At 36.0% G+C, this 25,017-nt stretch carries 25 protein-coding genes and 1 tRNA gene; 5 read left to right on the forward strand and 21 right to left on the reverse strand.

The features are described 5' to 3' along the window. Positions 1-13: 13 nt before the first annotated feature. From C8269_RS06670 to C8269_RS06710, 9 genes are all read right to left on the reverse strand, one after another. Positions 14-1,237 (reverse strand): AI-2E family transporter, encoded by a 1,224-nt coding sequence (locus C8269_RS06670; RefSeq protein ID WP_106460937.1) that lies wholly within the window; start codon positions 1,235-1,237, stop codon positions 14-16. Between the two features lie 43 nt (positions 1,238-1,280). Next, positions 1,281-1,736, reverse strand: a complete 456-nt coding sequence (locus C8269_RS06675; protein ID WP_106460938.1) for an Asp23/Gls24 family envelope stress response protein — start codon at positions 1,734-1,736, stop codon at positions 1,281-1,283. A gap of 9 nt (positions 1,737-1,745) precedes the next feature. Beyond that, positions 1,746-2,030, reverse strand: a complete 285-nt coding sequence (locus C8269_RS06680) for a DUF2273 domain-containing protein (RefSeq protein ID WP_106460939.1) — start codon at positions 2,028-2,030, stop codon at positions 1,746-1,748. Further along, complete coding sequence (amaP, locus tag C8269_RS06685; RefSeq protein WP_106460940.1) at positions 2,017-2,586, reverse strand: alkaline shock response membrane anchor protein AmaP; 570 nt, start codon at positions 2,584-2,586, stop codon at positions 2,017-2,019. The genes C8269_RS06680 and amaP overlap by 14 nt, the downstream gene beginning before the upstream one ends. 41 nt (positions 2,587-2,627) lie before the next feature. Further along, positions 2,628-4,556, reverse strand: coding sequence for a ribosomal protection-like ABC-F family protein (gene abc-f, locus C8269_RS06690; RefSeq protein ID WP_106460941.1), 1,929 nt, complete (start codon positions 4,554-4,556; stop codon positions 2,628-2,630). Next, complete coding sequence (locus tag C8269_RS06695; protein WP_106460942.1) at positions 4,557-5,186, reverse strand: redox-sensing transcriptional repressor Rex; 630 nt, start codon at positions 5,184-5,186, stop codon at positions 4,557-4,559. Beyond that, on the reverse strand, positions 5,183-5,788 hold the full coding sequence (locus tag C8269_RS06700; protein ID WP_106460943.1) for a hypothetical protein: 606 nt from the start codon (positions 5,786-5,788) through the stop codon (positions 5,183-5,185). Before C8269_RS06700 ends, C8269_RS06695 begins: the two co-directional genes overlap by 4 nt. A 10-nt stretch (positions 5,789-5,798) precedes the next feature. Next, positions 5,799-7,616 carry a translational GTPase TypA gene (gene typA, locus C8269_RS06705; RefSeq protein ID WP_106460944.1) on the reverse strand — a complete coding sequence of 606 codons (1,818 nt, stop codon included), beginning with the start codon at positions 7,614-7,616 and terminating at the stop codon, positions 5,799-5,801. 111 nt (positions 7,617-7,727) lie between these two features. Then, positions 7,728-8,102 carry an ATP-binding protein gene (locus C8269_RS06710; protein WP_106460945.1) on the reverse strand — a complete coding sequence of 125 codons (375 nt, stop codon included), beginning with the start codon at positions 8,100-8,102 and terminating at the stop codon, positions 7,728-7,730. Positions 8,103-8,263: 161 nt separating this feature from the next. Here C8269_RS06710 and rd point away from each other — a divergent pair, with 161 nt between their 5' ends. Next, positions 8,264-8,422: a rubredoxin gene (rd, locus tag C8269_RS06715; protein WP_004833839.1), complete on the forward strand. Its 159-nt coding sequence runs from the start codon at positions 8,264-8,266 to the stop codon at positions 8,420-8,422. A gap of 34 nt (positions 8,423-8,456) precedes the next feature. Here the strand turns inward: rd and C8269_RS10890 are convergent, their stop codons facing one another. The 5 genes from C8269_RS10890 to C8269_RS06740 form a co-directional block, all read right to left on the reverse strand. Then, the gene (locus C8269_RS10890; RefSeq protein ID WP_106460946.1) at positions 8,457-9,332 is read right to left on the reverse strand and encodes a hypothetical protein; all 876 of its coding nucleotides are present in this window, start codon (positions 9,330-9,332) and stop codon (positions 8,457-8,459) included. A gap of 22 nt (positions 9,333-9,354) precedes the next feature. Beyond that, positions 9,355-10,290: a YitT family protein gene (locus C8269_RS06725; RefSeq protein WP_399525096.1), complete on the reverse strand. Its 936-nt coding sequence runs from the start codon at positions 10,288-10,290 to the stop codon at positions 9,355-9,357. 118 nt (positions 10,291-10,408) lie between these two features. Then, a complete protein-coding gene (locus tag C8269_RS06730) occupies positions 10,409-11,581 on the reverse strand; it encodes a coenzyme F420-0:L-glutamate ligase (protein ID WP_106460947.1) in 1,173 nt (390 codons plus the stop codon). Positions 11,582-11,696: 115 nt separating this feature from the next. Next, positions 11,697-12,062: a hypothetical protein gene (locus C8269_RS06735; protein WP_106460948.1), complete on the reverse strand. Its 366-nt coding sequence runs from the start codon at positions 12,060-12,062 to the stop codon at positions 11,697-11,699. Further along, complete coding sequence (locus C8269_RS06740) at positions 12,063-12,794, reverse strand: NAD-dependent protein deacylase (RefSeq protein WP_106460949.1); 732 nt, start codon at positions 12,792-12,794, stop codon at positions 12,063-12,065. A gap of 208 nt (positions 12,795-13,002) precedes the next feature. Here C8269_RS06740 and C8269_RS06745 point away from each other — a divergent pair. Both C8269_RS06745 and C8269_RS06750 read left to right on the forward strand, forming a co-directional pair. After that, positions 13,003-13,079, forward strand: a tRNA-Pro gene (locus C8269_RS06745). A 354-nt stretch (positions 13,080-13,433) separates the two neighbouring features. Next, positions 13,434-13,799 (forward strand): membrane lipoprotein lipid attachment site-containing protein, encoded by a 366-nt coding sequence (locus tag C8269_RS06750; RefSeq protein WP_106460950.1) that lies wholly within the window; start codon positions 13,434-13,436, stop codon positions 13,797-13,799. A gap of 80 nt (positions 13,800-13,879) precedes the next feature. Here C8269_RS06750 and C8269_RS06755 read toward each other — a convergent pair whose 3' ends face one another. Further along, the gene (locus C8269_RS06755; protein ID WP_106460951.1) at positions 13,880-15,211 is read right to left on the reverse strand and encodes an alpha-amylase family glycosyl hydrolase; all 1,332 of its coding nucleotides are present in this window, start codon (positions 15,209-15,211) and stop codon (positions 13,880-13,882) included. A 64-nt stretch (positions 15,212-15,275) separates the two neighbouring features. Continuing rightward, entirely contained in the window at positions 15,276-17,504 is a 2,229-nt protein-coding gene (locus C8269_RS06760) for a zinc ribbon domain-containing protein (RefSeq protein WP_106460952.1), read from the reverse strand. Positions 17,505-17,635: 131 nt separating this feature from the next. Between C8269_RS06760 and C8269_RS06765 the strand changes: the two genes are divergently transcribed. Together C8269_RS06765 and C8269_RS06770 are read left to right on the forward strand one after the other, a co-directional pair. After that, the gene (locus C8269_RS06765) at positions 17,636-17,953 is read left to right on the forward strand and encodes a putative quinol monooxygenase (protein ID WP_106460953.1); all 318 of its coding nucleotides are present in this window, start codon (positions 17,636-17,638) and stop codon (positions 17,951-17,953) included. Positions 17,954-18,115: 162 nt separating this feature from the next. After that, the gene (locus tag C8269_RS06770) at positions 18,116-19,588 is read left to right on the forward strand and encodes an NAD(P)/FAD-dependent oxidoreductase (protein ID WP_106460954.1); all 1,473 of its coding nucleotides are present in this window, start codon (positions 18,116-18,118) and stop codon (positions 19,586-19,588) included. A 91-nt stretch (positions 19,589-19,679) separates the two neighbouring features. Here C8269_RS06770 and C8269_RS06775 read toward each other — a convergent pair whose 3' ends face one another. The 5 genes from C8269_RS06775 to C8269_RS10895 all read right to left on the reverse strand — a co-directional run bounded on the left by C8269_RS06775 (position 19,680) and on the right by C8269_RS10895 (position 24,929). Next, positions 19,680-20,036 (reverse strand): DUF1667 domain-containing protein, encoded by a 357-nt coding sequence (locus tag C8269_RS06775; protein WP_106460955.1) that lies wholly within the window; start codon positions 20,034-20,036, stop codon positions 19,680-19,682. Beyond that, the gene (locus tag C8269_RS06780) at positions 20,033-21,292 is read right to left on the reverse strand and encodes an NAD(P)/FAD-dependent oxidoreductase (RefSeq protein WP_106460956.1); all 1,260 of its coding nucleotides are present in this window, start codon (positions 21,290-21,292) and stop codon (positions 20,033-20,035) included. Before C8269_RS06780 ends, C8269_RS06775 begins: the two co-directional genes overlap by 4 nt. Positions 21,293-21,301: 9 nt before the next feature. Beyond that, on the reverse strand, positions 21,302-22,723 hold the full coding sequence (locus C8269_RS06785; RefSeq protein WP_106460957.1) for an NAD(P)/FAD-dependent oxidoreductase: 1,422 nt from the start codon (positions 22,721-22,723) through the stop codon (positions 21,302-21,304). Positions 22,724-22,841: 118 nt separating this feature from the next. After that, complete coding sequence (gene glpK / locus C8269_RS06790; protein ID WP_199792166.1) at positions 22,842-24,347, reverse strand: glycerol kinase GlpK; 1,506 nt, start codon at positions 24,345-24,347, stop codon at positions 22,842-22,844. A 9-nt stretch (positions 24,348-24,356) separates the two neighbouring features. Then, positions 24,357-24,929 carry a glycerol-3-phosphate responsive antiterminator gene (locus C8269_RS10895; RefSeq protein WP_199792167.1) on the reverse strand — a complete coding sequence of 191 codons (573 nt, stop codon included), beginning with the start codon at positions 24,927-24,929 and terminating at the stop codon, positions 24,357-24,359. Positions 24,930-25,017 lie beyond the last annotated feature (88 nt).

Genomic DNA, 25,017 nt, shown 5'->3' on the forward strand with positions numbered 1-25,017 from the left:
CGCTAGCTTTTTTCTATATATCTTTTAAATTTTCCGCTCTTATTTCTTCGTAAGTCTTTTTCCTTAAATTTTCTATTTCTTCTTCACTGATATTTTTATTTTTAAGTTTCTTTTTGGTATTATCTGTCACAAGTGTGTAGATTACAGTTGCAAGCGGTATGAATGCGACCATACCAAATACTCCGAAGAGTCCCCCGCCTATTACTACTGAAACAAAGATCCAAATAGCAGGTAGGCCTTGGTGCTTACCTATTACAAGTGGATAAAATATCTGTTGTTGGACTTGTTGTAATATTAGGATAAATATCAAAAATATAAGAGCTTTAGCTGGCGAATAGATAAATATCAAAATCATACCTATGGCTGTTGCTGAAAATGCTCCAATATATGGAATAATATCAAAAGCTCCCATAAGAATTGAAATCATGCCAGCTGATGGCAACCTTAGGATGAGCATTCCTATAAAGCAAGCCACACCTAGGGCAATGCATGATAAGATTTTAGTTTCAAGAAACCTTGAAAATGATGCATAGGATAGTTTTGATACATAGATTATATTTTTGGCTACATCTATTGGAAGGTGGGCAAAGATAAATCCTGTTATCCCATCTGCTAGTCCATTTCTATTTAGGCTAACATATATTGAAAAAATAAAGCCAATACCAAGGGCTAGGATTCCTTGTGATACGGTATTTATAATTGATCCAGTCTTATTTAGTATATTTGATTCTGAATTTAAAAAGTCTTGCAAGAAACCTGTCACAGTCCTGCTTATCCCATCTAAATCTAGACTTTGAATCTTAGTTTCTAAAATATGGCTGGCCTTTTCTAAAAACTTGTAATCATCCAAAAAATCTACAAGCGAATCAAAAAATACGGGTATATTTTCGCTAAGCTTGGTAATTGCCCTGGTAAGCTCTGGTATTAAAACTGTTAGGACTATTGTCACCATTGCAAAAAATATAATCCATGAAATTGCCAAAGATAGGGTCAGGCTTAGGTTTTTATTTTTCTTAAAAGCATCAAATCTTGATAAAAGGTCATTGTGAAAAAAATTGACCGGAAGATTTATTATAAAGGCTATAACCAATCCGTAAACTAGAGGCCTAAAAACCTGATAAGCCCTTGATAAAAATTCTCCAATCTTATCTATATAAAAAAATCCAAAATATATAGCTATCAGACAAAATCCTACAAATATGTAACGTCTTGTCTTGCTATCGAGTAAATCTCTCATATTCTATCTCCATACTAAGAGGCCCGCTTAGCAGGCCTTATTTTTAGTAATTATTTTGCTTTTTGTCAGCGTCAGAATTTGCTTGTTGTTTTTCTTGGTATTCTTTTCTTGTTAGAACATCCACAACATCCACATTTATTGTCACTACTTCGAGACCAGTCATCTCTCTAACATTAGAACTTACTACTCTTTGAATGTTGTTAAAGATTTCCCTAGCATTTTTGCCATATTCGATAATTACATCTAGGTTAATCTTTGCTTCTCTTTCTCCAACTTCTACATTAACACCAGCAGTTCTCCTATCGCTGGAGCCAAAAAATGATCCGATAGAATCAGCAATATTACCCTTCATTTCAAGGATACCATCCACTTGATTAATGGCAATTCTAGCAATCTTAGCAACTACCTTATCTTCTATGATAAGCTTGCTTTCTTCATATTCCAATTCTCTACCATCATTTAGGTCTTTTTTGATTTCTTTATTTAGATTATCTGTCATGTCTACTCCTTAATTTACAATTTTCCTAATTATTTGAAGCACTCTTACATCTTTATCAAAATAAGCTCCGATCAAATAGCCTATTACCATCACTACCCAGATTCCCAAGGTCTTGAAAAAACCAAAGTTAAATAGGCAAATAAGGGTGATGAGGCTAAGGATTGTAGAGTTTATTTTCCCTTTGTTTAATCGATAGAAAGCAAGAAGAAATTTTTTATTGTTTTCTCTATTATCAAGCTTTCTCATCTCTACATCATATATAGTATGATTTGTATCCTTGTTAATTTCTTCCATATTCTCTCTTCTCTTTTTGCTTTTCCTTCTTTTCAATCTTTAGGTCGATTTTTATTTCATCAAGTCCTGTAAGATTGTTTAAGCCCTTTTTTATCTCTTCTCTTACTCTTTCGGCAAGCTTGTCGATTGCTTGATCTGAATAGTCATCTGCCAAGATTTTTGCTTCAAGCTTGTTATTGTCAATAATTTTAGCCCTTGCCTTTATGGTTTCAAGTCCTAAAAACTTATTAACTGAGGATTTTATCGAAGATTCTAGAGATCTTTGGGCTATAAGCACACTTCCCTTTTCATCTTCAATCAAGACGTCAAATCCCTTGTTGGAATTTTGTCTAAGTACAATAAGCAAAACTATTGCAAAACCTATGAGTAAGATGCCTACAGCCATGAAAAAGAATTGAACAAAGGCTTCATTAGATACTAGTCTATAAAGATATTCATTGTAGACAAAGGCTTCAAAAACAGCCTGGCCATCAATTCCAAAGGCCAAAAATAAGGCTCCTAAGAGGATTAAAACTATTAACATCAAAGAATAGAGAAATTTCATTAATTTTCCCATATTTTTCTCCTTAGGGTATAAATACCCTTGTTTTTTTCCTTTTAATCATCTTCTTCTAATTCTAAATTAAGGTCTAGCCATACTTCATCAAGGTCATCTCTTTTTTCCTCAAGATCTTTGATTTCTTTAAAAACTTGGGCGACCCTATCTTGATCGTTATAAAAGCCCTCAGCAAGGCTTTCTATTGTGAGGTCTTTGATAAGGAGGTCGGTTTCCTTCATCTCCTTTTCTATGTCTCTAATCTTGTTCTTTTTGGCCTTAATTTCGCTTTTCTTTAGTTTTTCCTTTTTTCTTTCCTTTTTGATTTGGGTCTTGCTTACTACTTGTCTTTCTTCATCTGTCAGGCTTGCTTCCCTTAGCTTTTCCCTATAATAATCGTAGTTGCCTAAGTAAAGATCAATCTGGTCATTTTTCATATCTAGGATTTTGCTTGCGATTTTATTTAAGAAATACCTATCGTGGGAAATTATCAAAAGAGTACCCTCAAAATCTAGGATGGCATCTTCTAGAATTTCCTTTGAGTCAATATCTAGGTGGTTGGTTGGCTCATCCATGAGGATGAAGTTACAATCTGATATCATTAGCTTAAGGAGAGATATCCTAGCCCTTTCCCCACCGGATAGTTCGCTAATCTCTCTGAAGACATCATCATCGTAGAACATAAATTTGGCAAGGTAGGACCTTATTTCAAAGTTTGTAAGCCTTGGGTAAGCCTCTCTTATCTCATCAAAGATGGTGTTTTCTAAGTTTAGAGATTTTTGCTCTTGGTCAAAGTAGCCTATGTTTACAGATTGGCCAAGCTTGACTGTGCCTTGATCTGGCATCTCTTCCTTGAGGATTATTTTAAAAAGCGTGGTCTTACCTACCCCATTATCTCCGATTATGGCTGCCCTTTCATTTCTATAAATATCAAAGGAAATATTTTTGAAAATCTCCCTATAGTCAAAGGATTTGGCTAATTTATCTACCTTTAGGACATCCATGCCCGATTGGATTCTTGGGCTAAATTTAAGGCTCATGGTGTCTTGTAGTTCGATTGGCTTTTCCATTTTTTCCATCTTATCTAGGAGTTTTTGCCTAGACCTTGATTGGGATATACCTCTTTTTCTCTTAGAGCCTCCCAGGTTTTTGAGTCTGTCGATGATTTCTTCTTGGCGTTCGATTTCTTTTTGCTGGCTCTTATATTGGTGGAGGTAGACGTCCCTGTCTTTTTTCCTCTGGGTCATGAAGCTGGTGTAGTTGCCATTATAGGATGTAAGCCTTCCATATTCTAGGACCATCATCTTATTTACTGTGGCATCTAAAAAATACCTATCGTGGGATATTATTATTACTGTGCCCTGGTAGTTTTTGATGAAGGTTTCTAGGAAGTTGATTGCCTTTATATCTAGGTGGTTGGTTGGCTCATCTAAAAGGAGAAGGTCTGGCTTTTCTAATAAAAGGCCTGCTAGCTCTACCCTTGCCTTTTGTCCACCTGATAAAACAGATATTTCCTTATCGAAGTCCTCCCTATCAAAGCCCATGGCTGTTAGGGTTCCTTCTAGCTCACTTTTGATAGCATAGCCATTTTTCTGGTGAAAAAGGTCAGATTTTTTTGTGTACTCATCCATTATCTGAGCAAGTTTTTCATCATCCTTTTCCTGGCTCATCTTTTTTTCAAGCTCTCTTATCTCTTCCTCAAGCCTTATCATATCATCAAAGATGGCTAGACAATATTCATAGATTGTCATATGGCTATCTATGCTTAAAATCTGCTCCAGATAGCCTACTTTAACTTCTTGGGGGATAAAGACTTTCCCCTCATCTGCTCTTAAGTTTCCTGTTAATATATTAAAAAGGGTAGACTTGCCAGCCCCGTTGATTCCAACTAGTCCTGCCTTGTCCCCCTTTTCTAAATTAAAACTTAGGCCAGAAAATATTTCCTTACCGGGATATTCTTTGGCCAAGTTTGATACGCTTATTACATTCATCTAAAATATAAAATCCTCTGGTGAATTCATAAAATATGTTAGGGTAAATAGAGATTCATCTAGGTGAACTGATTCTATTACCACTCCATTTTTTACCTTTAGGTCTACTGGTGAGAAGTTCCAAATACCTTTGATTCCGCTTTCGCAAAGTATATCTGCTATTTCTTGGGCTACTGTTTTTGGTGTTGCTATTATACCTATATCTACCTTGTTATTTTTTAGGAAGTCTCCTAGGTCATCGATTTTTTGCACCTTTAATTCTTCGTGTGTGAATTCTTCCTTATCAAAGACTGCTTCAAATTCATAGCCTAGATCTCTAAAGGACTTGTATTGGTAGAGGGCATGTCCTATATTACCATAACCTATTAGGACTATCTTATAACTTTTATCTACTCCAATTATCTTTGATAATTCACCAATTAATTCCTTTACATTATAGCCATAGCCTTGTTGGCCGAAGCAACCGAAGTGGTTTAAATCTTGTCTTATTTGGCTGGCTGTAAGGCCTGTTATCTCGGATAATTCTTTAGAAGATACTCTGATTATTCCTTTTTCGTTGATGCTTTCCAAATACCTGTAGTATTTTGGAAGTCTCTTGATTACTGACAATGATATGTTTTGCTTGCTCATAAATTATCCTCCGCTTCCTTGTTCTTAGCCTCTTCTAAAAGATGAGTATTTAATATTTCCCTATCTTCATCTGTAAGCTTATCTGAATTCTTCTGACTATCGATCTCAGCTATTATTGCATTTAGCTTATCATCTCTTCTCTGCCTAAGCTCTTCCTCGCTAGCTTCTTTTATTTCTTCCTTAGGCTCTTGGTCCTTCCTTCTATGTAGGAGAGCGTTTATCATGTGGAAAAAGTAAACCACTATCAAGCATGAATAAAATATCAGCTGATTATTAGCTATGAAAAACTCGTTGTTTACGGCTAGGTTTGTGGGCAAGACCCTGACAAATCTTGCCAGGGCTGACAAACCGTGGATTGATAATAGCCCAAAGGCTAGGCTTGTGACTATGGCTGTAAGTATTGAATATCCTCTAGCATTTTTATCTAGGAGGACTGAAAAACTAAAAACTAGCATCAATATCCAGCTTAGGATAAAGACGATATACCAGCTTAAGTTAAAAAACCATGAATCCACAAACCTTTGAGAGATAGTTAGAAGAAATAAGATGACTACCAAGAAGACAAGCTCAATGCTAAGTCTTCTTTCAAACTTATTTACCATCTATATCCTCCTATTTTTTTGATTTATATCTCTTTGTTGCGTCTAATATTTTCTTTCTTATTCTTAGATTATGTGGTGTAACCTCGATTAGTTCATCTTCTTCTACAAATTCCATCATTTCTTCTACACTCATCTTTTTAGCTGGTGTAAGGACGATGGCATCGTCATTTCCGCTTGCCCTTGTGTTGGTCATCTTTTTCTTTCTACAAATATTCACATCTATGTCAAGGCCCTTGGCATTTGATCCTACTATTAGGCCCTCATAGATTTCTTCACCTGGCTCTATGAATAATTGACCCCTAGATTGGGCTGCATTTAGACCGTAGGCTGTTGCTATTCCTTTTTCTGTGGCTATTAGGGAGCCTAGCTGCCTCTTATCAAGGTCGCCCTTGTATCTATCATAACCTTCAAATTCGGTATTTAGGATGCCTGTTCCCTTGGTGTCGGTCATAAATTCTGTCCTGTAGCCTATAAGGCCTCTGGCTGGTATTCTAAATACAAGTCTGGTGTAGCCAGATGATGATGGGTGCATATCAATCATTTCACCCTTCCTACGGCCAAGCTTATCTATAATTGATCCTGTGTATACCTCATCTACATCTACTGTTGCAATTTCAATTGGCTCTAGCTTTTTGCCATTTTCATCGCTCTTAAACATTACTTCAGGTTTTGATACTTGGAATTCATAGCCTTCACGTCTTAGATTTTCAATTAGTACTGATAGGTGAAGTTCACCCCTACCTGATACCTTAAAGGCTTCTGTTGTATCTGTTGGTTCTACTCTTAGGGAAACATCTGTTTCTGCTTCCTTAAGCAGCCTATCCCTAAGGTGTCTTGAAGTAACATATTTACCATCACGACCTGCAAATGGTGAATCATTTACCGAAAAGGTCATAGCTAGGGTTGGTTCAGATATTTTGGTAAATTCAATTGGTTCATGGTCTCCTTCTGTACCGATTGTATCACCTACATTTATATCTTCCATACCTGATAGGGCTACTATTGAACCAAATTTTGCTTCTTCTACTTCTACCCTGCTTAAGCCGTCAAATTCATAAATTGTGACTACCTTGGCCTTTACAAGCCTGTCTGGCTCATTGTAATTTGTGATTACCGCTTGGGCATTTTTCTTAATTATTCCGCATTCAACCTTACCTATAGCTATGGTTCCTAGGTATTCATTATAATCTGTTGTTGAAACTAAGACCTTAAAACCTGTATCTTCTTCCGCTTCAAAAGCTGGTGTGTATTCTATAATTGTATCTAAGAGGTCAGTCATATCTTCCTTGACTACACCCTTTTCAAGTGATGCCCATCCATTTTTGGCTGATGCATAAACAATAGGACTTTCAAGGTAGGATTCATCTGCATCTAAAGATATGAATAGATCTAGGATTTCATCTTCTACCTCATCAATTCTTTCATCTGGCCTATCAACCTTGTTTATACAAATGATGGCAGGTAGACCTAATTCTATAGCCTTTTTAAGTACAAACTTAGTTTGTGGCATTGGGCCTTCGTGGCTATCTACTACAAGTACAACAGATTCAGCCATGTTTAAAACCCTCTCAACCTCTCCACCAAAGTCGGCGTGGCCTGGTGTATCTATAATATTTATTTTCATATCCTTATAGGATACTGCTGTATTTTTGGCAAGAATTGTAATACCACGTTCTTTTTCGATTGTATCAGAGTCCATGACTCTCTCTTTTACTTCTTCATTATCTCTGAATAAACCTGATGTTTTTAAAAGACCATCTACTAGGGTTGTCTTACCGTGGTCTACGTGGGCAATAATTGCTACATTTCTAACATCTTCTCTTAACATATTTCCTTCTTTCTTACTAACAAATTCTATCAATATATTATACCTAACGTTAATTAATTATCAATAATTATCAACAAAAAAAGTGCTTTTAATTTATTATATCAAAGCACTTCATATGTATATTAGACAAGCTATTGCATTTTCACAAACTACTATCCTGTCCGACAAAGATTCAACAAGTCTGATTCCCCTGCCATTTTCTGCAAATAAATCGACAGTCTGTTTCCTACAAATTCCACTACCCTCGTCTTTTACCTTTATATATGAATAGGTATCTGTAAGTTTGACACATATTTCTATAAGTTTAAGCCTATCTTTCATATTGCCATGCTTATAAGAATTGCTCGTCAATTCATCTAATATCAGCCTAAGCTTGAAGATATAATCCTGATCATAGTCCCTATCTTCTAACAAAGCTAAAAGCTTATCTCTAAATTTTTTTATATCTTTAAGGTCAGAATTTATGACCGTCCTAATTATCTCCATAGCCTCTCCTAACTACTTCATACCCGATTTTTATTTTTAATATCATATTTTTAAAATTTACAGAAAAAATAACAAATTTTAATCAGAATTGAAATTTTCTGTTACATTATAGAATTTACGGGTATAATGTAATTACAAGAAAAAATGAAAGGAGACATTCAATGAAATACGTTTGTACAGCATGCGGATATATTTACGATCCAGCAGAAGGTGATGTTGATAACGGAATTGAAGCAGGTACAGAATTTGATCAACTTCCAGAAGATTGGGTTTGCCCAGTATGTGGAGTTGGCAAAGACATGTTCGAAGCTCAAGAATAATAATACTAAAATAGAGGCCACAGGGCCTCTTTTTTTAGTAAGAATCTATATCATTTTTTTCTTTATTTCTAATTACTATTCCAATTGATATAAGTATGCTTATAACTAAAATTACAGCTACTATTACTACAGGCTTTTTAAGAAAACCTAGATAATCTATTTCTTCTTCCTCTGCTGGTGCTAGGGCATAAATCTTACTTATATCGTCATTATGGTTGGCCTTTACCTCTTTGGTGAGTCTTTTCTTAGGCTCTTCACTTTCTTTTTCTGGCAATTGAGCATTAGCTTTATTATCTTCACTTACATCTATACTTATTGACTTAATCATATTTGCCGCTTCATTTTCAAGCTGTCTTTTCTGGCTAGGTGTCTTGGCCTCTTGTATCTTTTGGCTATAGTCCTTTATCACTTTCTCAGTCTTTTTATTGACTTGACTTGAACTAATGCTTGTATTTGAATTATTAGCCTTGATTGTAACTTTGACTTCTTCTAATGCCTTGGCAAGATTTGAATTCTTATCTAGCTTTTCAACCAAATCATCTACAGCCTTTTGGACCTTTTCGTAGTCAGCATTTTCTTTTTTACTAGCATCACTTGCAGACACCGCCTCTTTTTCTTTCTTTGGATTTGCATCTTTTGGGCTTTGCCCCTCTTTAGTTTCACTTTCAGGACTATTTGCTTCACCCTGCTTTTTAACTTCTTCTTTGACGGGCTCTTTTAAGGGTTGAACCTTTTCTTCTTCGAGGGTTTTAGTATCTTCTTTTATTTTTATCTTATCAGCTGGCTTTTGAACTTCTGCTTCCTTTACTGGCTGTGTTTCTTCCTTAGACTCAGCATCCTGGGCGTAGGATTTGCCTACAAAAGATAGGCTTAAGGTAGCAATTAAGAATATTTGTAAGATTTTTTTCATAGCCTTAAGCCTCCTTTCTAAATCAGTCGCTATCTAGCTGATCATCTGATGAATACCAGCCTTTTCCAATAATTGATGAAGTATTTAATATAGTTATAAAGCAATATGGGTCAACCTTTTTGATAAAGGACCTAAATCTTGCCTGTTCAAATTTGCTTGTCACACACAAGAATACAGAAATATCACTTCCTGCATATAGGCCCTTGGCACTTATCACAGTTGCCGACCTATTTAAGTCTACTTTTATAAACTTGCCAAGCTCTTCTGTCTTTGAGCTTATGATTATAAATAATTTGGCCTCATTCATTGACCCTATCATTACATCTACGCAAATCCCCTTCATGAGCAAGCCTAGGATTGAAAATAATCCAATCTCAACTCCGAATATCTTGATGGCTGCTATGGTGAAAAGCGAATCTACCACTAGAAGGGCTTTTCCTACCTGAAGAGAGGAGTATTTTTTAATTATCATCGCTATTATATCAGTACCCCCACTTGATGCAGCTAGATTAAATAAAATAGCTGATCCAACTGATGACATGAGGAGGGTAAAGATTAATTCTAGCATCTTATTGCCAGTTAGGGATTGATGAATGGGAACAATTCTTGCTAAAAGCAAGGCTGTTAGGGAATTAAGTATGGCCACATATCCTGTTCTTATGGTAAATTTCTTGCCAATTACAAAAAATCCAATTACCAATAGAACTAAGTTATAGAATAGGGTAATCTGTGGCCTTGTAAAGGGAACAAACATGGATGTGATGATACTCATACCCTCTACCCCACCTATTACAAAGGAGTTTGGATATTTGAAAAAATGAGTACCACAGGCCATTAGTATTGATGCAAAACTCATCCAGAAAAATCTGTATTCCTTTGATAGAGTATTTCTCTCATCTACATTTTTGGCTTGCATCTGTTTGCTTTCTTGATTGTCAAAAGATTGGTTGTCTTTCAATTTTCTTCTCCATCATTAAATATTTACAAGTCTAGTATATGTTACAATTATACAATGAACCAACTTTTATGCTAGGTATCTTAAGCAAAGTTGGCTCATTTATAATTTTTATATTCTATTAGTCGTTTGAATAGTTATCAAAGTAGCCTTGGATTAGGACTACTGGTGTTCCCTTATCCCCTGAACCTGAGATTAGGTCTGATAGAGAACCTAATAGGTCAGTAATTTGTCTAGGTGTAGTACCTAGGGTCTTATTCTTATCTGTGTTTTGGTCCTTTTCTTTGACCATCTTCTTAAATCTCTCTGCAGCTTCTTCGCTAGATAAACCAGTTAATTCATTGTCAGCTACATATTTTAATTTAAGCTCATTTGGTGTACCCTTTAGACCTTCTGTAAAGCCTGGTGATACAACAGGATCTGCTAACTCCCAAATATGGCCTACTGGATCTTTGAAAGCTCCATCGCCATAAACCATTACCTCAATATTTTTGCCGACTACTTCAATAATGTTTTTTTGAAGTCTTTCAACAAAATCTTGAGCATCTCTAGGAAATAGCTTAACAACTTCACCTGTAGATAGGTTTGAACCTAGAAGTCCATAAGAAGGATTGTATCCTGAACCATCTACTGGTCCATCAAGTATCTCATCAAGCTTAAGGATAGTCTTACCACCTGCTTCTACAAGTTGTCTTTTAACTAATTCTCTATTATGAATAGAGCTTACTAAAACATTGTCTGTAAATTTAAGAGCATCTACCGGATTGTTTAAAAAGTGAATTTCAGAATTTGGTGCAAGTTCCTTGTAAAATTCTGGATAATCCATACCAGTAAATAAGTGCTTATAATCTCCAGCAACCTCTCTAAATTCCTCAAGAGAAAGAACATCCTTGTAAGGATTTATATTAGAATTAAATAAATCCATCTCATCCATAAGTAGGTTACCTACTTCATCTGATGGATAGGATAGACAAATGTGAAGCTTTTTGCCAGATTTAGCAAAAGATTTAAGCAAAATAGAAAATCTATTTCTACTAATGATAGGAAATAGAATCGCAACCTCATCAGCCTCAAACTTATTAGCAAAATCCTTAGCTATTTGATCAGAATTTGCATAGTTTCCTTGGCTTCTAGCCAAAAGAGACTCAGTAACCGCAATTACATCCCTATCGTGAAACTTAACTTCTTTAGATACTTCTTTAACCATGTTGGTGACAATTTCTACTAAATCATCGCCTGTTTTAATGATTGGTGCCCTAAGGCCCATCGCTGTTGTTCCAATTATTCTTGACATTATTAATCCCCTTTCATGGAAATTATACATCCGTTTTAAATAAATTTAAATAGTCTATAAAGCTAAATTTTAAATTAATTTATATTTCTAAAAAAACTAAAAATTTCTAAAAAATCTAGCTCTTAGCATCAAACTTTTCCTTGCATTTTGGGCACCTAACCTTAATCTTGCCCTTGTTTTTAGGAATCCTAAGTTTCTGTCCGCAGGATGGACAGCTTACATACTTATAAGCTCCATCCTTTTTATTTCCCCTATTAAAAACACCCTTGATAGGATTTATAACACTATCTAAAAACATCCTATTTTCCTTGCTCCTCTTTATAGAATTAGCGCTCATTGACCTAAATATAGCGTAAATTACAATAAGAGAAGATATGATATTAATAATAGATGAATTGGTAAAATAAGCCAAGATAAGAAGTCCTATAGCCAGGCAAATTAAAAATATACCATATTCATCAATTCCATTTCTTTTTTCCACCTAATCACCCACAATCTCTTCCATAACTTTGGCAATATCACCATTTATAACATAATCTGCACGGCTATCCCTACTAGTAGGGTCCTTATTTATAAGAATAAGCTTATGGCCCCTATAAAAATCAATAAGGCCAGCTGCTGGATAAACCACCAAGCTAGTCCCGCCGATAATCAAAACATCAGCATTAGCAATAAGATTAATAGCGTAAGAAATATTATTTTGATCAAGACCTTCACCATAAAGAACAATATCAGGTCTAACAAGGCCACCACACTCATCGCAGTGAGCCTCTTTTTCAAAAGATTTGACATAGGCGAGGTCAAAATTCTTCCCACACTTAGTACAATAATAATCTCTCAAATTTCCATGAAGCTCGATAACATTTTGACTACCTGCCTCTTGGTGAAGACTATCCACATTTTGAGTAATCACAGCCTTAAGCTTGCCCATCTTCTCAAGCTTAGCTAAGGCGTAGTGAGCAGGATTTGGCTTAATCCCTTCAAGCATGAGATTATCCTTGCAATAAGTCATAAACTGGTCAGGATGATCAACCAAAAACTCATGGCTAAGCATATATTCAGGTGAATAACCAGAGTTATTCTCCCTATTATAAAGGCCAGTAGCAGATCTAAAGTCAGGCACACCTGATGCAGTAGAAACCCCAGCCCCTCCAAAAAATACTATATTGTTAGAATCATCTATAATTTTTTTAACTTCCTTAATTGTATCCATGATAATCCTTTCTATATAATCATTATAATCTTAATAAGCCATCTTACAAGAAAATAGCCTTAAGATTTTACAAAATAGAAAATATATGGTATCATAATTCTAGACCCGAAAGGCAAGTAGAGTCTTATTTATAAAAATAATAAAAAAATCGATGAAAATATTTGACAAATTAGTTTATACATCGTATACTATAATAGTCAGTGGTCACCGGGGTGTGGCGCAGCTTGGTAGCGCGCGTGTTTTGGGAACATGAGGTCGAAGGTTCGAATCCTTTCACCCCGACCAAATATGAGTAAGCAACAATTAGTAGTTGCTTATTTTTTTATGTCAAAACTAAACAACATATGAAAGGATGGAATCCTTTTACCCATAAAGGCCCCTTGATTTGGGGACTTTATGCCGAAAACTAGTGCACTTAAACATCCATTGAGTTTGGATGTTTAAGGAGAAAAATCAGTGCGATAGCAAGAAAAGCTTACGAAGTAAGCGGTTTTCTCAGCACGGAAGAGTTTGCGTAGCAAACGAGTTTTCGTACGAACAGATAAAGGCAATCAGTGATGGTTGCTTTTTTATCTTTTAAAATATAATATTTTTACAAATTTGGTATCGTTTGCATTGTGGTGTTTAAGGAGTGACCATATGAAAAAACTTGTATTTTTTCTTATTACAATTTTCGCCCTAACAGCATGTTCTAATAACAAAATTAATGATGAAGCTAATATGAATTCTAATGAGAATGTAAAGTGGGTTATGATTCCTATGATCGTTATTAATGATAAGCTATATTTATATTCAGGAGAAAAGAAAGTCTACGATGAGCTGACAGATTTTGATGGAGAGATTGATTCTGCAGTTGAAGACACTTCTAAACCTACTAAAAACAACCAATCAAATTTCGGCACAGGTTTCAAATACAAAATCCTAGATGAAGGAAAAGTCATCAATCTCTACCTAAATGATGATAATAGGATGATAATTTTTAAGACGGAAGAAGACAGGAATTAGCCAATTCTATCCCAAAATATTTTCAAATTTAAAACACAAGCTAGGCAAAATTCCTTGGCTTGTGTTTTTTTCATGAGTTTTTATAATTTTATTAATAGGGCCTGGTAGGCATCTAGGATTTCTGGCTCGTAATCTTGGTTGTTATTTAGGATGACTTCCCCTTCTGCCATCAGCTCTGAGATTTTTTCATCTAATTCGTAAAAATCATCTGTTAGATTTATTAAAATTAGATAAGTTGTATCTTTGTAGGATTTTTTGTATACATATACTGAATCATCTAGGAAGATTTTTTCGTAATCTCCTAGACCAAAGGCTGATTCTCTTTTTCTCAGCATGATTAATTCGTTTAGGTAGAAGATAAAGGAATCGGCATCTTTTAGGTAGTCTTTATAATTATTGTCTAGATTTATCATGTCTCCATAATAATTTTCCACCTTTGAAAATCCACCCAGGGCTGTAGGGTCCCATCTCATGGCAAGCTTGCTTGAGAAGTTTGTTTCTCTTTTGATTTTCTCAAGAGCCTGGTCTTTGTCAAGGCCACTTTCTATGAATTTTTCATAGGCTTCTTTGATTTTTGAATCTTTTATCTTTTCTATATCTAGCTCATACTCTGCCTTGGCTTCTATTTCTTCGCCTTGGTAGAAGATTGGAACTATGCCCATTGTTATCATCATTATGGCAAGGGCCTTTGATAGGGCTAGGGTGTCGCCTGTCTCTCCTAGGATTTTATCCATTATTCTTGCGTGAGAAGTATTTGTAAGGTCTATACCATAGTGGATGTCCTTATCCTTTATATTGTTTTGTAAGCTATCTAATAGCCTATAAAATTTGCCATAGGAGTTTTTTTCTATGAGATCACTTGCCTTTGAATAGTAGACCATATCTAGGATATTGTCATCTTTTATTAAATCTATATCGGCAATTTCTCCTACAAATAGGATTTCTTGGTCAATACAGATTTGCCTTAGATTTTTTAGGATTTCTTCAAACTTATCTTTGTATATTTCTTTTAGATAATCTGTTTCTAAGATCCTTATGCCTCTTATGCCTAATTCATGGTATTTTTTTATTATTTTTTCAAATTCACCTAGGAAATCATCTTGGCCAAAACTATCTATTAAGTCCCTGCTTTCAAAGTCTAGGATTACTTTGATCCTATTTTTCTTTGCCTTCCAATAGAGATTTACTATAGCCTTATCATCCCCTAAAATTGGATTTTTTTGATTAAAGTCAGTTTTCCCGTCTTTTTCGCCAAAAATATCGCTTACAAAGACGTAGTTAAAGCCTACTTGGCCTAGGATTGACATTTTACTTGCTAGACCATTTATATCCCCGATTCCATCGTTATTTGAGTCTAGGAAACTTTCTAGATAAACTTGATAATAAGTTGATTTTAGTTCTTTATTTTGCATTTATTCCCTCTTTTTATTTTGCATTTTAAAAGGAAATACAGCTTGACCATATTTCCTTTTAAGATTAAAAGTTTTCTATTTTTTGGAAGCTTGTTTGTCTAAATTCTCCTTGTTCGTCAGCTTTTAGGCTTCCATTATCATAGGTTAATGTTATTGGTGTATCAACATTTACTCCCTTTATGCTTGCTGATACTGTATTTCCATCTACACTGTAGGAGCCTGTGTGAACTGCCTTATCTATTTGATATACCAAGCTTCCATCATCTCTTAGGGATAGCCTTTGGTTATCAGCTTGATATTCCCCGATGACTCCATCGCCTGTTGCAAAGTGCTTGTTCATTTCTGTCTTATTATCTTGGGTCACACTTAAGCCTTCTAGAGCACTTCCCACATGTTCTAGGACCTTGTCAATGAAGCCAAAGCCTTGATATTCAATTTGATAATACTTATATTCACTTTCTACGAAGAATTTATGGAATATTTGGTTATCTGTTGTAAGTGGTCCTCCGGTGAAGAATTTACCATCTCCATCAGCTTTTTTGCTTACGTTTTGGAATTCTACGAAAGTGTAATATTTAAAGTTTCCTTGATAATTAATATCGGCTAGTCTTTCTGATGTGCTTACTTCATAAATTAGGTAGACCCTATTTTTAATCTCTGCATTTTGGTCATCGCTATAGCCAGTAACTGAGCCTAGGTATTCGACATTATCTACGTTTATTATATTTTTATAGAGGATTGTCTGTTTTATAAGCTCTCCAGCCTTGTTCTTTAATTCTCCCAGGAGATTTTCATCAAGGTTGCTGGTAGATTTTATGAAGTTTGAATCGCTATCATCACTTGTATCGTTGCTTGGACTAGCTGTGAAGGTCTTCTTTGTTGGATTAAGACTTACACCATAGTTATTTGTCATCTGATCTGGACTATAATTTAGTGTAATCTCAATTTCTTCCCCTTCGCTGATTCCACTTGTCTTCGATGGAGATATTTCTACTGTGTGCATGTATTCTGGAGCTCCGTCCTTTAAGCTTGTTATTAGGCTTATATCCGGGCTTTGTCCTTCAAATTTTACATCTATAAATTCAAAAGGATCGACACTACCATCTTCATTTGCTCCATTACTTGCCACTCCCCCTGCTCCTTCGACTATCACAGGTTTTGAGGCTGATGTTATCTGTACATTGTACTTATCTGATAATTTTATATTATCTAGATTTGCCATAATAGTTATCTCATCACCATTTGATAGGCCAGAATCTTTTGAATATTGGAAGATGACATTATTGGTCAAATCTTCAGCAAATTCATGGGCTGGACTTGGGTAAGAATCCTTATTATTATTCCTTGAGATATATTTGATCTTATCCTGATAATCTGAAATCAGCTTATCTTTATCAATGCCTGCCTTTGGAATAGCCTGGCCGTCCTCACCCTCGTAGGAAATTGTAATATAATCACTTAGATTTAATACAACATCTTCTACCTTATTGAGCTTCATATATAAAAGACTTCCTAAGAGTGCAACTAATAAGGCTATTACAACTAGGATAATATTCCTATTTGTGAAATATTTCTTTGGATTAAAAGATTCTGAATCTTTTTTGATTTCATCAACTTTATGGTCTGCATCACTTATCTCTTCAACAGGAACAAGGCTTTTTTCCTTAAGTGGTCTAGCCCCTGCAGTCCTATCCTTTAAGTCTCCAAGAGATTTTTCCCTATCAAACTTCCTATTCCTATCTTGAATCCTTCTTATACCGGCAGAAACGGTTATATTTGATAGCTTAACAGATTCATCTCCTATTAGCCTATCAAGCTTTTCCTCAAGACCTTGTTTGGCCATGTTATTATTTTCGTCAATATAAAGGTGTGAATCATCTTTTTTTGCTTCATTATTAAAAGATACCTTTTCTTGGATTTCTTCTATAAGAGATCTTTGGTTGGCTTTTTGCTTAGACTCTCCTAAATTTTCAAACCTTCTGCTTGACTTATCCATCCTATTTATAGGCTCTTTTTGAGGGCTTGCTTCTGCCTTATTAGCTTTTAAAGGCTCATCCTTCCTAGGGCCCTTATCATTTAAATCCGAAGCCTTAGGAGCTTTCTCCTCAAGCTTTAGCTTAGGATTAGCCATTTCTTTAATTTTTTTAAACTTTTCTGCAAATATATTAGATTTTTTAACTTTCTCTTTAGACGAGTCAGCACCAGACTTGTCTTCTTTTTCTAGCTTATTGCCGCAAACAGGACAAAATAAGCTATCATCTTCAATATTTGCACCACAGTGGTCACATTTCATATCATTTCTCCTATTTTCCTACATATAATATACTTTTAAAAGTTAAAATATAAACCAAATTAGCTATTAAAAAGCCTTTTAAATGTAAAAATATTTGATAACTCAAATTTGGGTAAAAATTTACTAGAACTATGACATTAACGATTAATATTTTATATAAGGGCAAGGACAGCAAAAAATTCGCCAAGGAAATGACAGAAAAAGGAATAGTAGAAAGAATTAGGGCACAAAAAGGAAATATAAGATACGAATACTATCAAAGCCTTGAAAGAGATGATGAGATTCTTCTTCTAGACATCTGGGAAAACCAAGAAGCCCTAGATATCCACCACCAATCACCAATGATGGACGAAATAATGAAATTAAGAGAAAAATATGATGTCAAAATGGAAGTCCACAAATACCAAGAAATAAAAGGATCAAATGATGATAAATACATAAGAAAGTAGATTTATACCCATCTTGAATTTATTATTATTTATGATATAATATAGAAAAGGTTTACATAGAATTTGAAGAAGAGAGCGATTTATTTTTTATCGCTCTCTTTTTGTCTAAAAAATAAGTTACAAGAGCCCAGCGTGCTCTTTTTGATAGAGAGGTTTAAAAAGATGTATGATGTAATAATTATAGGAGCTGGTGTCACAGGAGCTAGTATCGCCAGAAGATTATCTGCCTACAAACTTGATATCCTAGTCCTAGAAAAGGAAAATGATGTTTCTATGGGCGCTTCAAAGGCAAATTCTGCTATAATTCACGGAGGCTATGCCGAGCCCCATCATGAGCTTAGGGGCCGAATCTGCTATGAGGGCAGGAAAGAATTTAAGAAGCTTGATGAAGAATTAAATTTCGGATTTTTGGAAAATGGATCCCTCGTCCTTGCCTTTGATGAGGAAGATGAAAAGGAACTTGAAAGTCTCATGGCTATGGGTCTTGAAAATGACCTAGATGATATAGAAATTATTAATCAGAAAAAACTTCGCGAAATCGAGCCAAATGTATCCGAAAACGCTAGGTCCGCCCTATATTGCAAGGGGGCTGGCCTTTGCTCACCTTACGAATATGTCATTGCTCTAATGGAAAATGCAATTTCAAACGGTGTAGACCTTAGGCTTGAAGAAAGAGTAGCAGATATTAGCAAGGATGAGGACATTTTCACTGTAAGGACTGAAGCAGGAAATTCATTTGAAGGGCGATTTGTAATAAATGCCTCAGGTCTTGAGGGGGCTAGAATCTCAAAGATGATTACAGAAACAGACTTTACCATCCATCCAAGGTCTGGCGAATACCTAATCATGCAAAAAGGCACTGGTTCTAGGATAAAGCAAGTCCTTTTCCAAACCCCAAACCCAAAATCCAAGGGAATCCTTGTTACAAGGACCTACCACAACAACCTTCTCCTAGGCCCAGATGCTATAGATGAAGAAGAAATAGATAAAAGCACCCACATAGAAAGGCTAGCTGAAATTTATAAACTAGCTCAAAAATCTGTAAAAGATGATGTAATCAACCTAAAAGAATTCATCAGGTCCTTTACTGGCCTAAGGCCAGCCTCATCTACAGGGGACTTCATAATCGAAAATACTAAGACAAGCGGCTTCATAAATGCAGTAGGCATCCAATCTCCAGGCATCACCGCCTCCCCTGCCGTGGCAAGAATTATTGAAAATATCCTAAGAGATTTAGGACTTAGCTTTGAAAAAGCCCCTGATTTTAACCCTCACAGGAAGGCAATTATTGAGTATAAAGAACTAGAGGACTTTAACAAAGTCATAAAAAAAGTAGATCTTCCTCTAGGAAATCCAGAAAGGCTTGTCTGCAGGTGCGAACAGGTAAGTGAAGCGACAATAAGAGATGCCATGAATCGAGGCATCCCTTGCAATAGCTTTGATTCAATCAAAAGAAGAACCAGGGCCGGTATGGGCTTTTGTCAGGGATCATTTTGCAGATCCAGAGTAATTGAAGTTATGGAAGATGAAGAGGGCAAAAAAATAGAATCTGACCGCTTTGACTCAGAACATTCTGGGATTACAAGAGTCAACAAGGCTGATATAAACAAATTTATAAAAGAGACATCCAAATAAAAAAATACCGGCAAGAAATTTTGTCGGTATTTTTTACTGAAATTTCAATCTATATTATAGTTATTTTTTGAAAAACTAAATTGTTTAAATATTAACTAGCTTTTGAAGTGGCTACTACCCTTATTCCTGTTCCTGCTACGTTTTCTATTACCGTATCACCAATGGCTACAGGGGCTTTTATGTGGGCCTTATTTATTTCTTTCATTACTTCCATGATTTTTGCTTTTGGAACTGCCTCTTCAGTTTTGACTGATACAAGGTATTCTTTTGCTCCGTCTACCCTTGCTGTAGAAGTTACTGTTCTTACTGGGTTTGTTAGTTCATTTCTAGCATATACTTCGCCTCTCTTGCAAGTATTGCCTGTGATATTTGTGATTTGTCCATCTTCTACAGTGACGCTGACTGTGCAGCCTAGAGGACAATTTATGCAGGTTAATTCTTTGATCATAAGCTCTCCAATCTTACTTCGATTTTTTCGCTGTTTTCATTTAGGTCGCTTTTCTTTATGACTAGATTTTCCATTTCACCTGGTGCAAATACTAGTTTTCTCTTTTGGGCTACTTCTTTTCCGTCTACTTCAAGTACTAGGCGTGATTTTTGGTAGATGTTATTTACCCTAAATCTGATTACTACTTCATCTCTCATTGAGCTTGGAGCTATATATTGAGGCACTGTATAAGTTACTCCATTGCCTGGCCTAAGGTGAATTTTCTTTTCACCTTCTCCTTTAAATTCATCTTTTATGTAGGCTGCTGCGTTTTCTCCAGCTAGTTCACTTTCTTCTGTTACATAATCTACTAGGTCGTGGACGTGGAGGACGTTGCCTGCTGCAAAGACCCCATCTATTGATGTCATCATCCTATCGGATACTTCTGCTCCCTTGGTTCTTGGGTCCATAGTAATTTCTGCATCCCTACTTAATTCATTTTCTGGTATTAGGCCTACAGAAAGTAAGATGGCATCGCATTCTACATATCTTTCTGTGCCTGGGATGACTTTCATATGGTCATCTACCTTTGATAGGTAAACACCTTCTACCCTGTCATCTCCTACTATATCTGATATTGTTGTTGAAAAATATAGGGGAATATCAAAGTCATCTAGACATTGGACAATATTTCTCTTAAGACCTCCTGAATATGGCATAATTTCTGCCACACACTGGACTTTTGCTCCTTCTAGGGTCATACGTCTGGCCATAATTAGGCCTATATCGCCTGAACCTAAGATCACTACTTTTTTACCTGGCATGAAGCCATCTAGGTTTACTAATTTTTGAGCTGTACCTGCTGAATATACCCCTGCTGGACGGCTTCCTGGTATGTTTAGGGCTCCTCTTGGTCTTTCCCTACAACCCATGGCTAGGATTACTGCCTTTGGCCTTATTTGAAACATGCCATTTTCTTCATTCATTAGGGTTAGGGTTTTATCATGGCTAAAGTCCATTACGATTGTATTTAGCATTACATCTATATCACGCTTAGCCACTTCATCTTCAAATCTTCCAGCATATTCTGGACCTGTTAATTCTTCTTTAAACCTATGAAGGCCGAAACCATTGTGGATACATTGGTTAAGGATTCCACCAAGCCTATTATCTCTTTCTACAATTAAGATCTTTTCTATACCACAATCATAGGCCTTGGCTGCTGCTGCAAGGCCTGCAGGTCCTCCGCCTACTACTACTAAATCATAATTTTTCATATAAGTCACCTACTTTACTCTTCCGTCTACATAGTAAGATTCTTTTGAGTTTTTAACTACATCTGACATATCCTCGCCTAGTTCGCGGGCTAAGATTTCCATTAGATGTGGAAGGCAAAATCCTCCTTGGCACCTACCAGCACTTGCTCTTACACGTCTTTTAATGCCATCTACAGTTCTTGCACCTAGAGGCCTATTTATTGCATCTACTATTTCACCTTCTGTTACAGATTCACACCTGCAGATGATTTTGCCGTAGAGTTTGTTTTTCTTAATTAGCTCTGAGTGTTCTTCAAGGCTCATCTCACATGTCTTTGGTATTGGTTTTCTGTCATAGGTAAAGTCTTCGTTTTCTTCAAATCCGTATTTATCTCCTACAAGATCTGCCATGTATTTGCCTATGGCTGGAGATGAAGTTAGGCCTGGAGATTCTATACCCACGCAGTCAAAGAAGCCTTCTTCACTTTCCCCAATTATAAAGTCACCGCCTATTTCGTGGGCCCTATTTCCTGAGAAGGATGTGATTACCATTCTTACTGGTACATCCTTTACTGTGTGATTTGATTTTTCTATAACTTCCTCAAGTCTTTCTCTCGTTGACCTTCTGTCGCCTTTATCATCTACAAAGTCTGATGTAGGTCCTACAAGGGTGTTGTTATCAATTGTTGGTGTAACAAGGATTCCCTTGCCTTTTTCTGTTGGAAGGTTAAACATTACTTGCTTTACAAAACCTGATGTTTCCTTATCTAGAAGAAGATATTCACCTCGTCTGGCCTTGATCTCGTATTTTGTATCAGAAATTTGGTTATGTAGGTCATCTGCATAGAGGCCTGCACAGTTTATCACAGCCTTTGCTTCAAAATCACCCTTGTTGGTATGTAGAATCCAGTGGTCTTGGATTTTCTCGATTTTTTCTACCTTTGTGTTGAATTTATAATCTACCCCATTTATATTTGATACTTCTGCATAGGATATGTTCATTAAAAATGGATCTAGGATGCCTGCTTCTTCACAATATAGGGAAGCTACCACATCTTCGGTGATGTTTTTCTCAAGCTCTAGGGTCTGATCTCTATTTAGGATTTTCATGCCTTTTACACCATTTTCTAAACCTTGCTGGTATAGGGCTTCTAGCTTGTCTAAGTCCTTTTCATCGTGGCATAAAACTAGACTTCCAATTTTTTTATATGGGAAGGCAAAAAGCTTGCTTTCTTCATCCATCATTTGATTTCCTAAAATATTGAATTTTGCCTTTAGGCTGCCTGGTTCTGCATCATAGCCGCCATGGCAGATGCCTGAATTAGCCTTAGTTGTTTCGGTACATACATCTTCATTTTTTTCTAGTAATAAAAATTCACCTTTTTTCTTTGATAGGTGGGCTGCTACTGACGCTCCAACAACTCCTCCACCTATAATTATTACATCAAACATCTTTGCTCCTTAAAAATCCTATAAAAAAAAGCAAGCAAAAGTAGCTATACTTTTACTCGCTTATCTCTGTTTTATTAACTTACTTTGATTATATCACAATTTTAATTTTCAATCAAATTTATTCTTCATAGTGCTTAGCCCAGTCAAATGACCTGCCGATGGCTCTTTGCCAATTTCTATCCTTCTTATCTCTTTCTTCCTTGGAGATTTGTGGTTGAAATTCCTTATCTACAAGTCTAAACTCTCTGATTTCATCCTTATCCTTATAGAACCCTGTAGCAAGACCTGCTAGGTAAGATGCTCCTAGGGCTGTTGTTTCAAGTGTTTTTGGTCTTTCTACCTTTGATTGGATCATGTCTGCTTGAAATTGCATAAGGAAATTATTAGCACTTGCACCACCATCTACCTTTAGTTCGTGGAGGGCATGGCCTGCATCTCTTTGCATAGCCTCTAATACATCATTTGTAAGATAGGCAAGAGATTCTAGGGTCGCCCTTACTATGTGGTATTTATTTGTGCCACGACTTAGGCCAATTATTGTGCCCCTTGCATATGGATCCCAATATGGAGCACCAAGTCCTGTAAAGGCTGGCACTACATAGCAACCATTTGTATCATCTACTTTTGTGGCCATATATTCTGTATCATCAGCAGCATCAACTATCCTTAGTTGGTCTCTTAGCCACTGGATGGCAGAGCCTGCAACAAAGATTGACCCTTCAAGGGCATAGTCTACCTTGCCTTCTTCAAGGCCCCAGGCAATTGTTGTTACAAGGCCGTTGTCTGATTTTACAGCTTCATCTCCAGTATTCATTAGTAGGAAGGCACCTGTACCATAGGTATTTTTAGCATCTCCCTTTTCAAAACATGTTTGACCAAATAAGGCTGCTTGCTGGTCACCTGCTATACCTGCTATCTTGATTTCGCCATCAAAGTAGCCTGGGAAGGTTGTACCATATACATAAGAAGATGGTTTGACTTCTGGGAGCATGCATTTTGGAATATTAAGCATAGATAGAAGTTCATCATCCCATTCTAGGGTGTGGATGTTGAAGATCATTGTTCTTGAAGCATTTGAATAATCTGTAACGTGTACTTTGCCACGAGTTAGGTTATAAACTAGCCAAGTATCTACAGTACCAAAGAGTAATTCTCCATTTTCAGCTCTTTCTTGGCCGTTTTCTATGTGATCAAGAATCCATCTAATCTTTGTAGCTGAGAAATATGGGTCTACAACAAGGCCTGTTTTTTCTTGAATCATGCCCCTGTAGCCATCTTCAACCAGCTTATCAGCCATGTCTGCGGTTCTTCTACATTGCCAAACGATTGCATTATAAACAGATTTTCCAGTGTCCTTTTCCCAAACTATGGTTGTTTCTCTTTGGTTTGTAATTCCAATGGCCTCAATATCTTTCGCCTCAATTCCAAGTTTTGCCATAGCCTCAGTGCATACACCTATTTGAGTGGACCATATTTCTGTAGCATCGTGCTCTACCCAGCCTGGATGTGGGAAAAATTGTGTAAATTCTTTTTGGGCGACAGACATTATCTCGCCCTTTTTATTAAAAATTATCGCCCTATTGCTTGTTGTTCCGGCATCTAATGCCATAATATATTTTGTCATAACCAATCCTTACATTTTCCAAATTTTAGTATTTGATGATGATACTCCAATAGCCCCTGCCTTTAGGGCTGCCATAGCATCTTCCTTATCTCTGATGAGCCCTCCACCAATAAGTGGCACCTGGCTCCAGCCTGTAATTTCTTCGATGATTTTAGGCATTATACCTGGCAAAATTTCTAGAAGATCAGCAGAGGTGTTTTTGATTGTATCCTTGACACTTTCATAAGATAAGCTATCCAAGAGAAAAAATCTTAAGACAGACTTAAGGCCAATCTTCCTAGCTTCATAGGCATTTTGTGCCCTTGTTGTAATTATTCCGTCAGCTTCTGTGTATTTTTTGATAAAACTAGGTGAATAGCGAGATGATGACAATCCTTCTATTAGGCCTTCGTGAACAAAGACTATCTTATTCTTAGACTTTAATTTCTTGACTATGGTAGGAAGACTTTCTATATTGCCATATAATACAAAAACTAATTTATTATCTGAATATTCTTCCTTAAGACTCTCTCTTAAGTCTTTACCATCTTTGATAGCCATTATTATTGGATTTTCATATAATTCTTCTCTTATATCTAGCATATCTCTCCTCAAAACACACAAAACGAGCCTAATCTTAATCAAGCTCGTTTCTCTCATCTATTATAACATATTAATATATTATCACATT

Source organism: Anaerococcus sp. Marseille-P3915, assembly GCF_900258475.1.
GTDB lineage: Bacteria > Bacillota > Clostridia > Tissierellales > Peptoniphilaceae > Anaerococcus > Anaerococcus kampingae.

Bases quoted from the DNA above. Each gene is read 5' to 3' on its own strand.
- C8269_RS06710 (WP_106460945.1), bottom strand. From the start codon at position 8,102: ATGGAGATAATTAGGACGGTCATAAATTCTGACCTTAAAGATATAAAA.
- C8269_RS10895 (WP_199792167.1), bottom strand. From the start codon at position 24,929: ATGCTAGATATAAGAGAAGAATTATATGAAAATCCAATAATAATGGCT.
- C8269_RS06740 (WP_106460949.1), bottom strand. From the start codon at position 12,794: ATGGATACAATTAAGGAAGTTAAAAAAATTATAGATGATTCTAACAAT.
- C8269_RS06760 (WP_106460952.1), bottom strand. From the start codon at position 17,504: ATGAAATGTGACCACTGTGGTGCAAATATTGAAGATGATAGCTTATTT.
- C8269_RS06680 (WP_106460939.1), bottom strand. From the start codon at position 2,030: ATGGAAGAAATTAACAAGGATACAAATCATACTATATATGATGTAGAG.
- C8269_RS06755 (WP_106460951.1), bottom strand. From the start codon at position 15,211: ATGCAAAATAAAGAACTAAAATCAACTTATTATCAAGTTTATCTAGAA.
- C8269_RS06670 (WP_106460937.1), bottom strand. From the start codon at position 1,237: ATGAGAGATTTACTCGATAGCAAGACAAGACGTTACATATTTGTAGGA.
- abc-f (WP_106460941.1), bottom strand. From the start codon at position 4,556: ATGAATGTAATAAGCGTATCAAACTTGGCCAAAGAATATCCCGGTAAG.
- C8269_RS06675 (WP_106460938.1), bottom strand. From the start codon at position 1,736: ATGACAGATAATCTAAATAAAGAAATCAAAAAAGACCTAAATGATGGT.
- C8269_RS06730 (WP_106460947.1), bottom strand. From the start codon at position 11,581: ATGTCAAGAATAATTGGAACAACAGCGATGGGCCTTAGGGCACCAATC.
- C8269_RS06775 (WP_106460955.1), bottom strand. From the start codon at position 20,036: ATGATCAAAGAATTAACCTGCATAAATTGTCCTCTAGGCTGCACAGTC.
- C8269_RS06785 (WP_106460957.1), bottom strand. From the start codon at position 22,723: ATGTTTGATGTAATAATTATAGGTGGAGGAGTTGTTGGAGCGTCAGTA.
- C8269_RS06700 (WP_106460943.1), bottom strand. From the start codon at position 5,788: ATGGTAAATAAGTTTGAAAGAAGACTTAGCATTGAGCTTGTCTTCTTG.
- C8269_RS06765 (WP_106460953.1), top strand. From the start codon at position 17,636: ATGACATTAACGATTAATATTTTATATAAGGGCAAGGACAGCAAAAAA.
- C8269_RS06770 (WP_106460954.1), top strand. From the start codon at position 18,116: ATGTATGATGTAATAATTATAGGAGCTGGTGTCACAGGAGCTAGTATC.
- C8269_RS06780 (WP_106460956.1), bottom strand. From the start codon at position 21,292: ATGAAAAATTATGATTTAGTAGTAGTAGGCGGAGGACCTGCAGGCCTT.
- glpK (WP_199792166.1), bottom strand. From the start codon at position 24,347: ATGACAAAATATATTATGGCATTAGATGCCGGAACAACAAGCAATAGG.
- rd (WP_004833839.1), top strand. From the start codon at position 8,264: ATGAAATACGTTTGTACAGCATGCGGATATATTTACGATCCAGCAGAA.
- C8269_RS06695 (WP_106460942.1), bottom strand. From the start codon at position 5,186: ATGAGCAAGCAAAACATATCATTGTCAGTAATCAAGAGACTTCCAAAA.
- amaP (WP_106460940.1), bottom strand. From the start codon at position 2,586: ATGGGAAAATTAATGAAATTTCTCTATTCTTTGATGTTAATAGTTTTA.
- C8269_RS06750 (WP_106460950.1), top strand. From the start codon at position 13,434: ATGAAAAAACTTGTATTTTTTCTTATTACAATTTTCGCCCTAACAGCA.
- typA (WP_106460944.1), bottom strand. From the start codon at position 7,616: ATGTTAAGAGAAGATGTTAGAAATGTAGCAATTATTGCCCACGTAGAC.
- C8269_RS10890 (WP_106460946.1), bottom strand. From the start codon at position 9,332: ATGAAAAAAATCTTACAAATATTCTTAATTGCTACCTTAAGCCTATCT.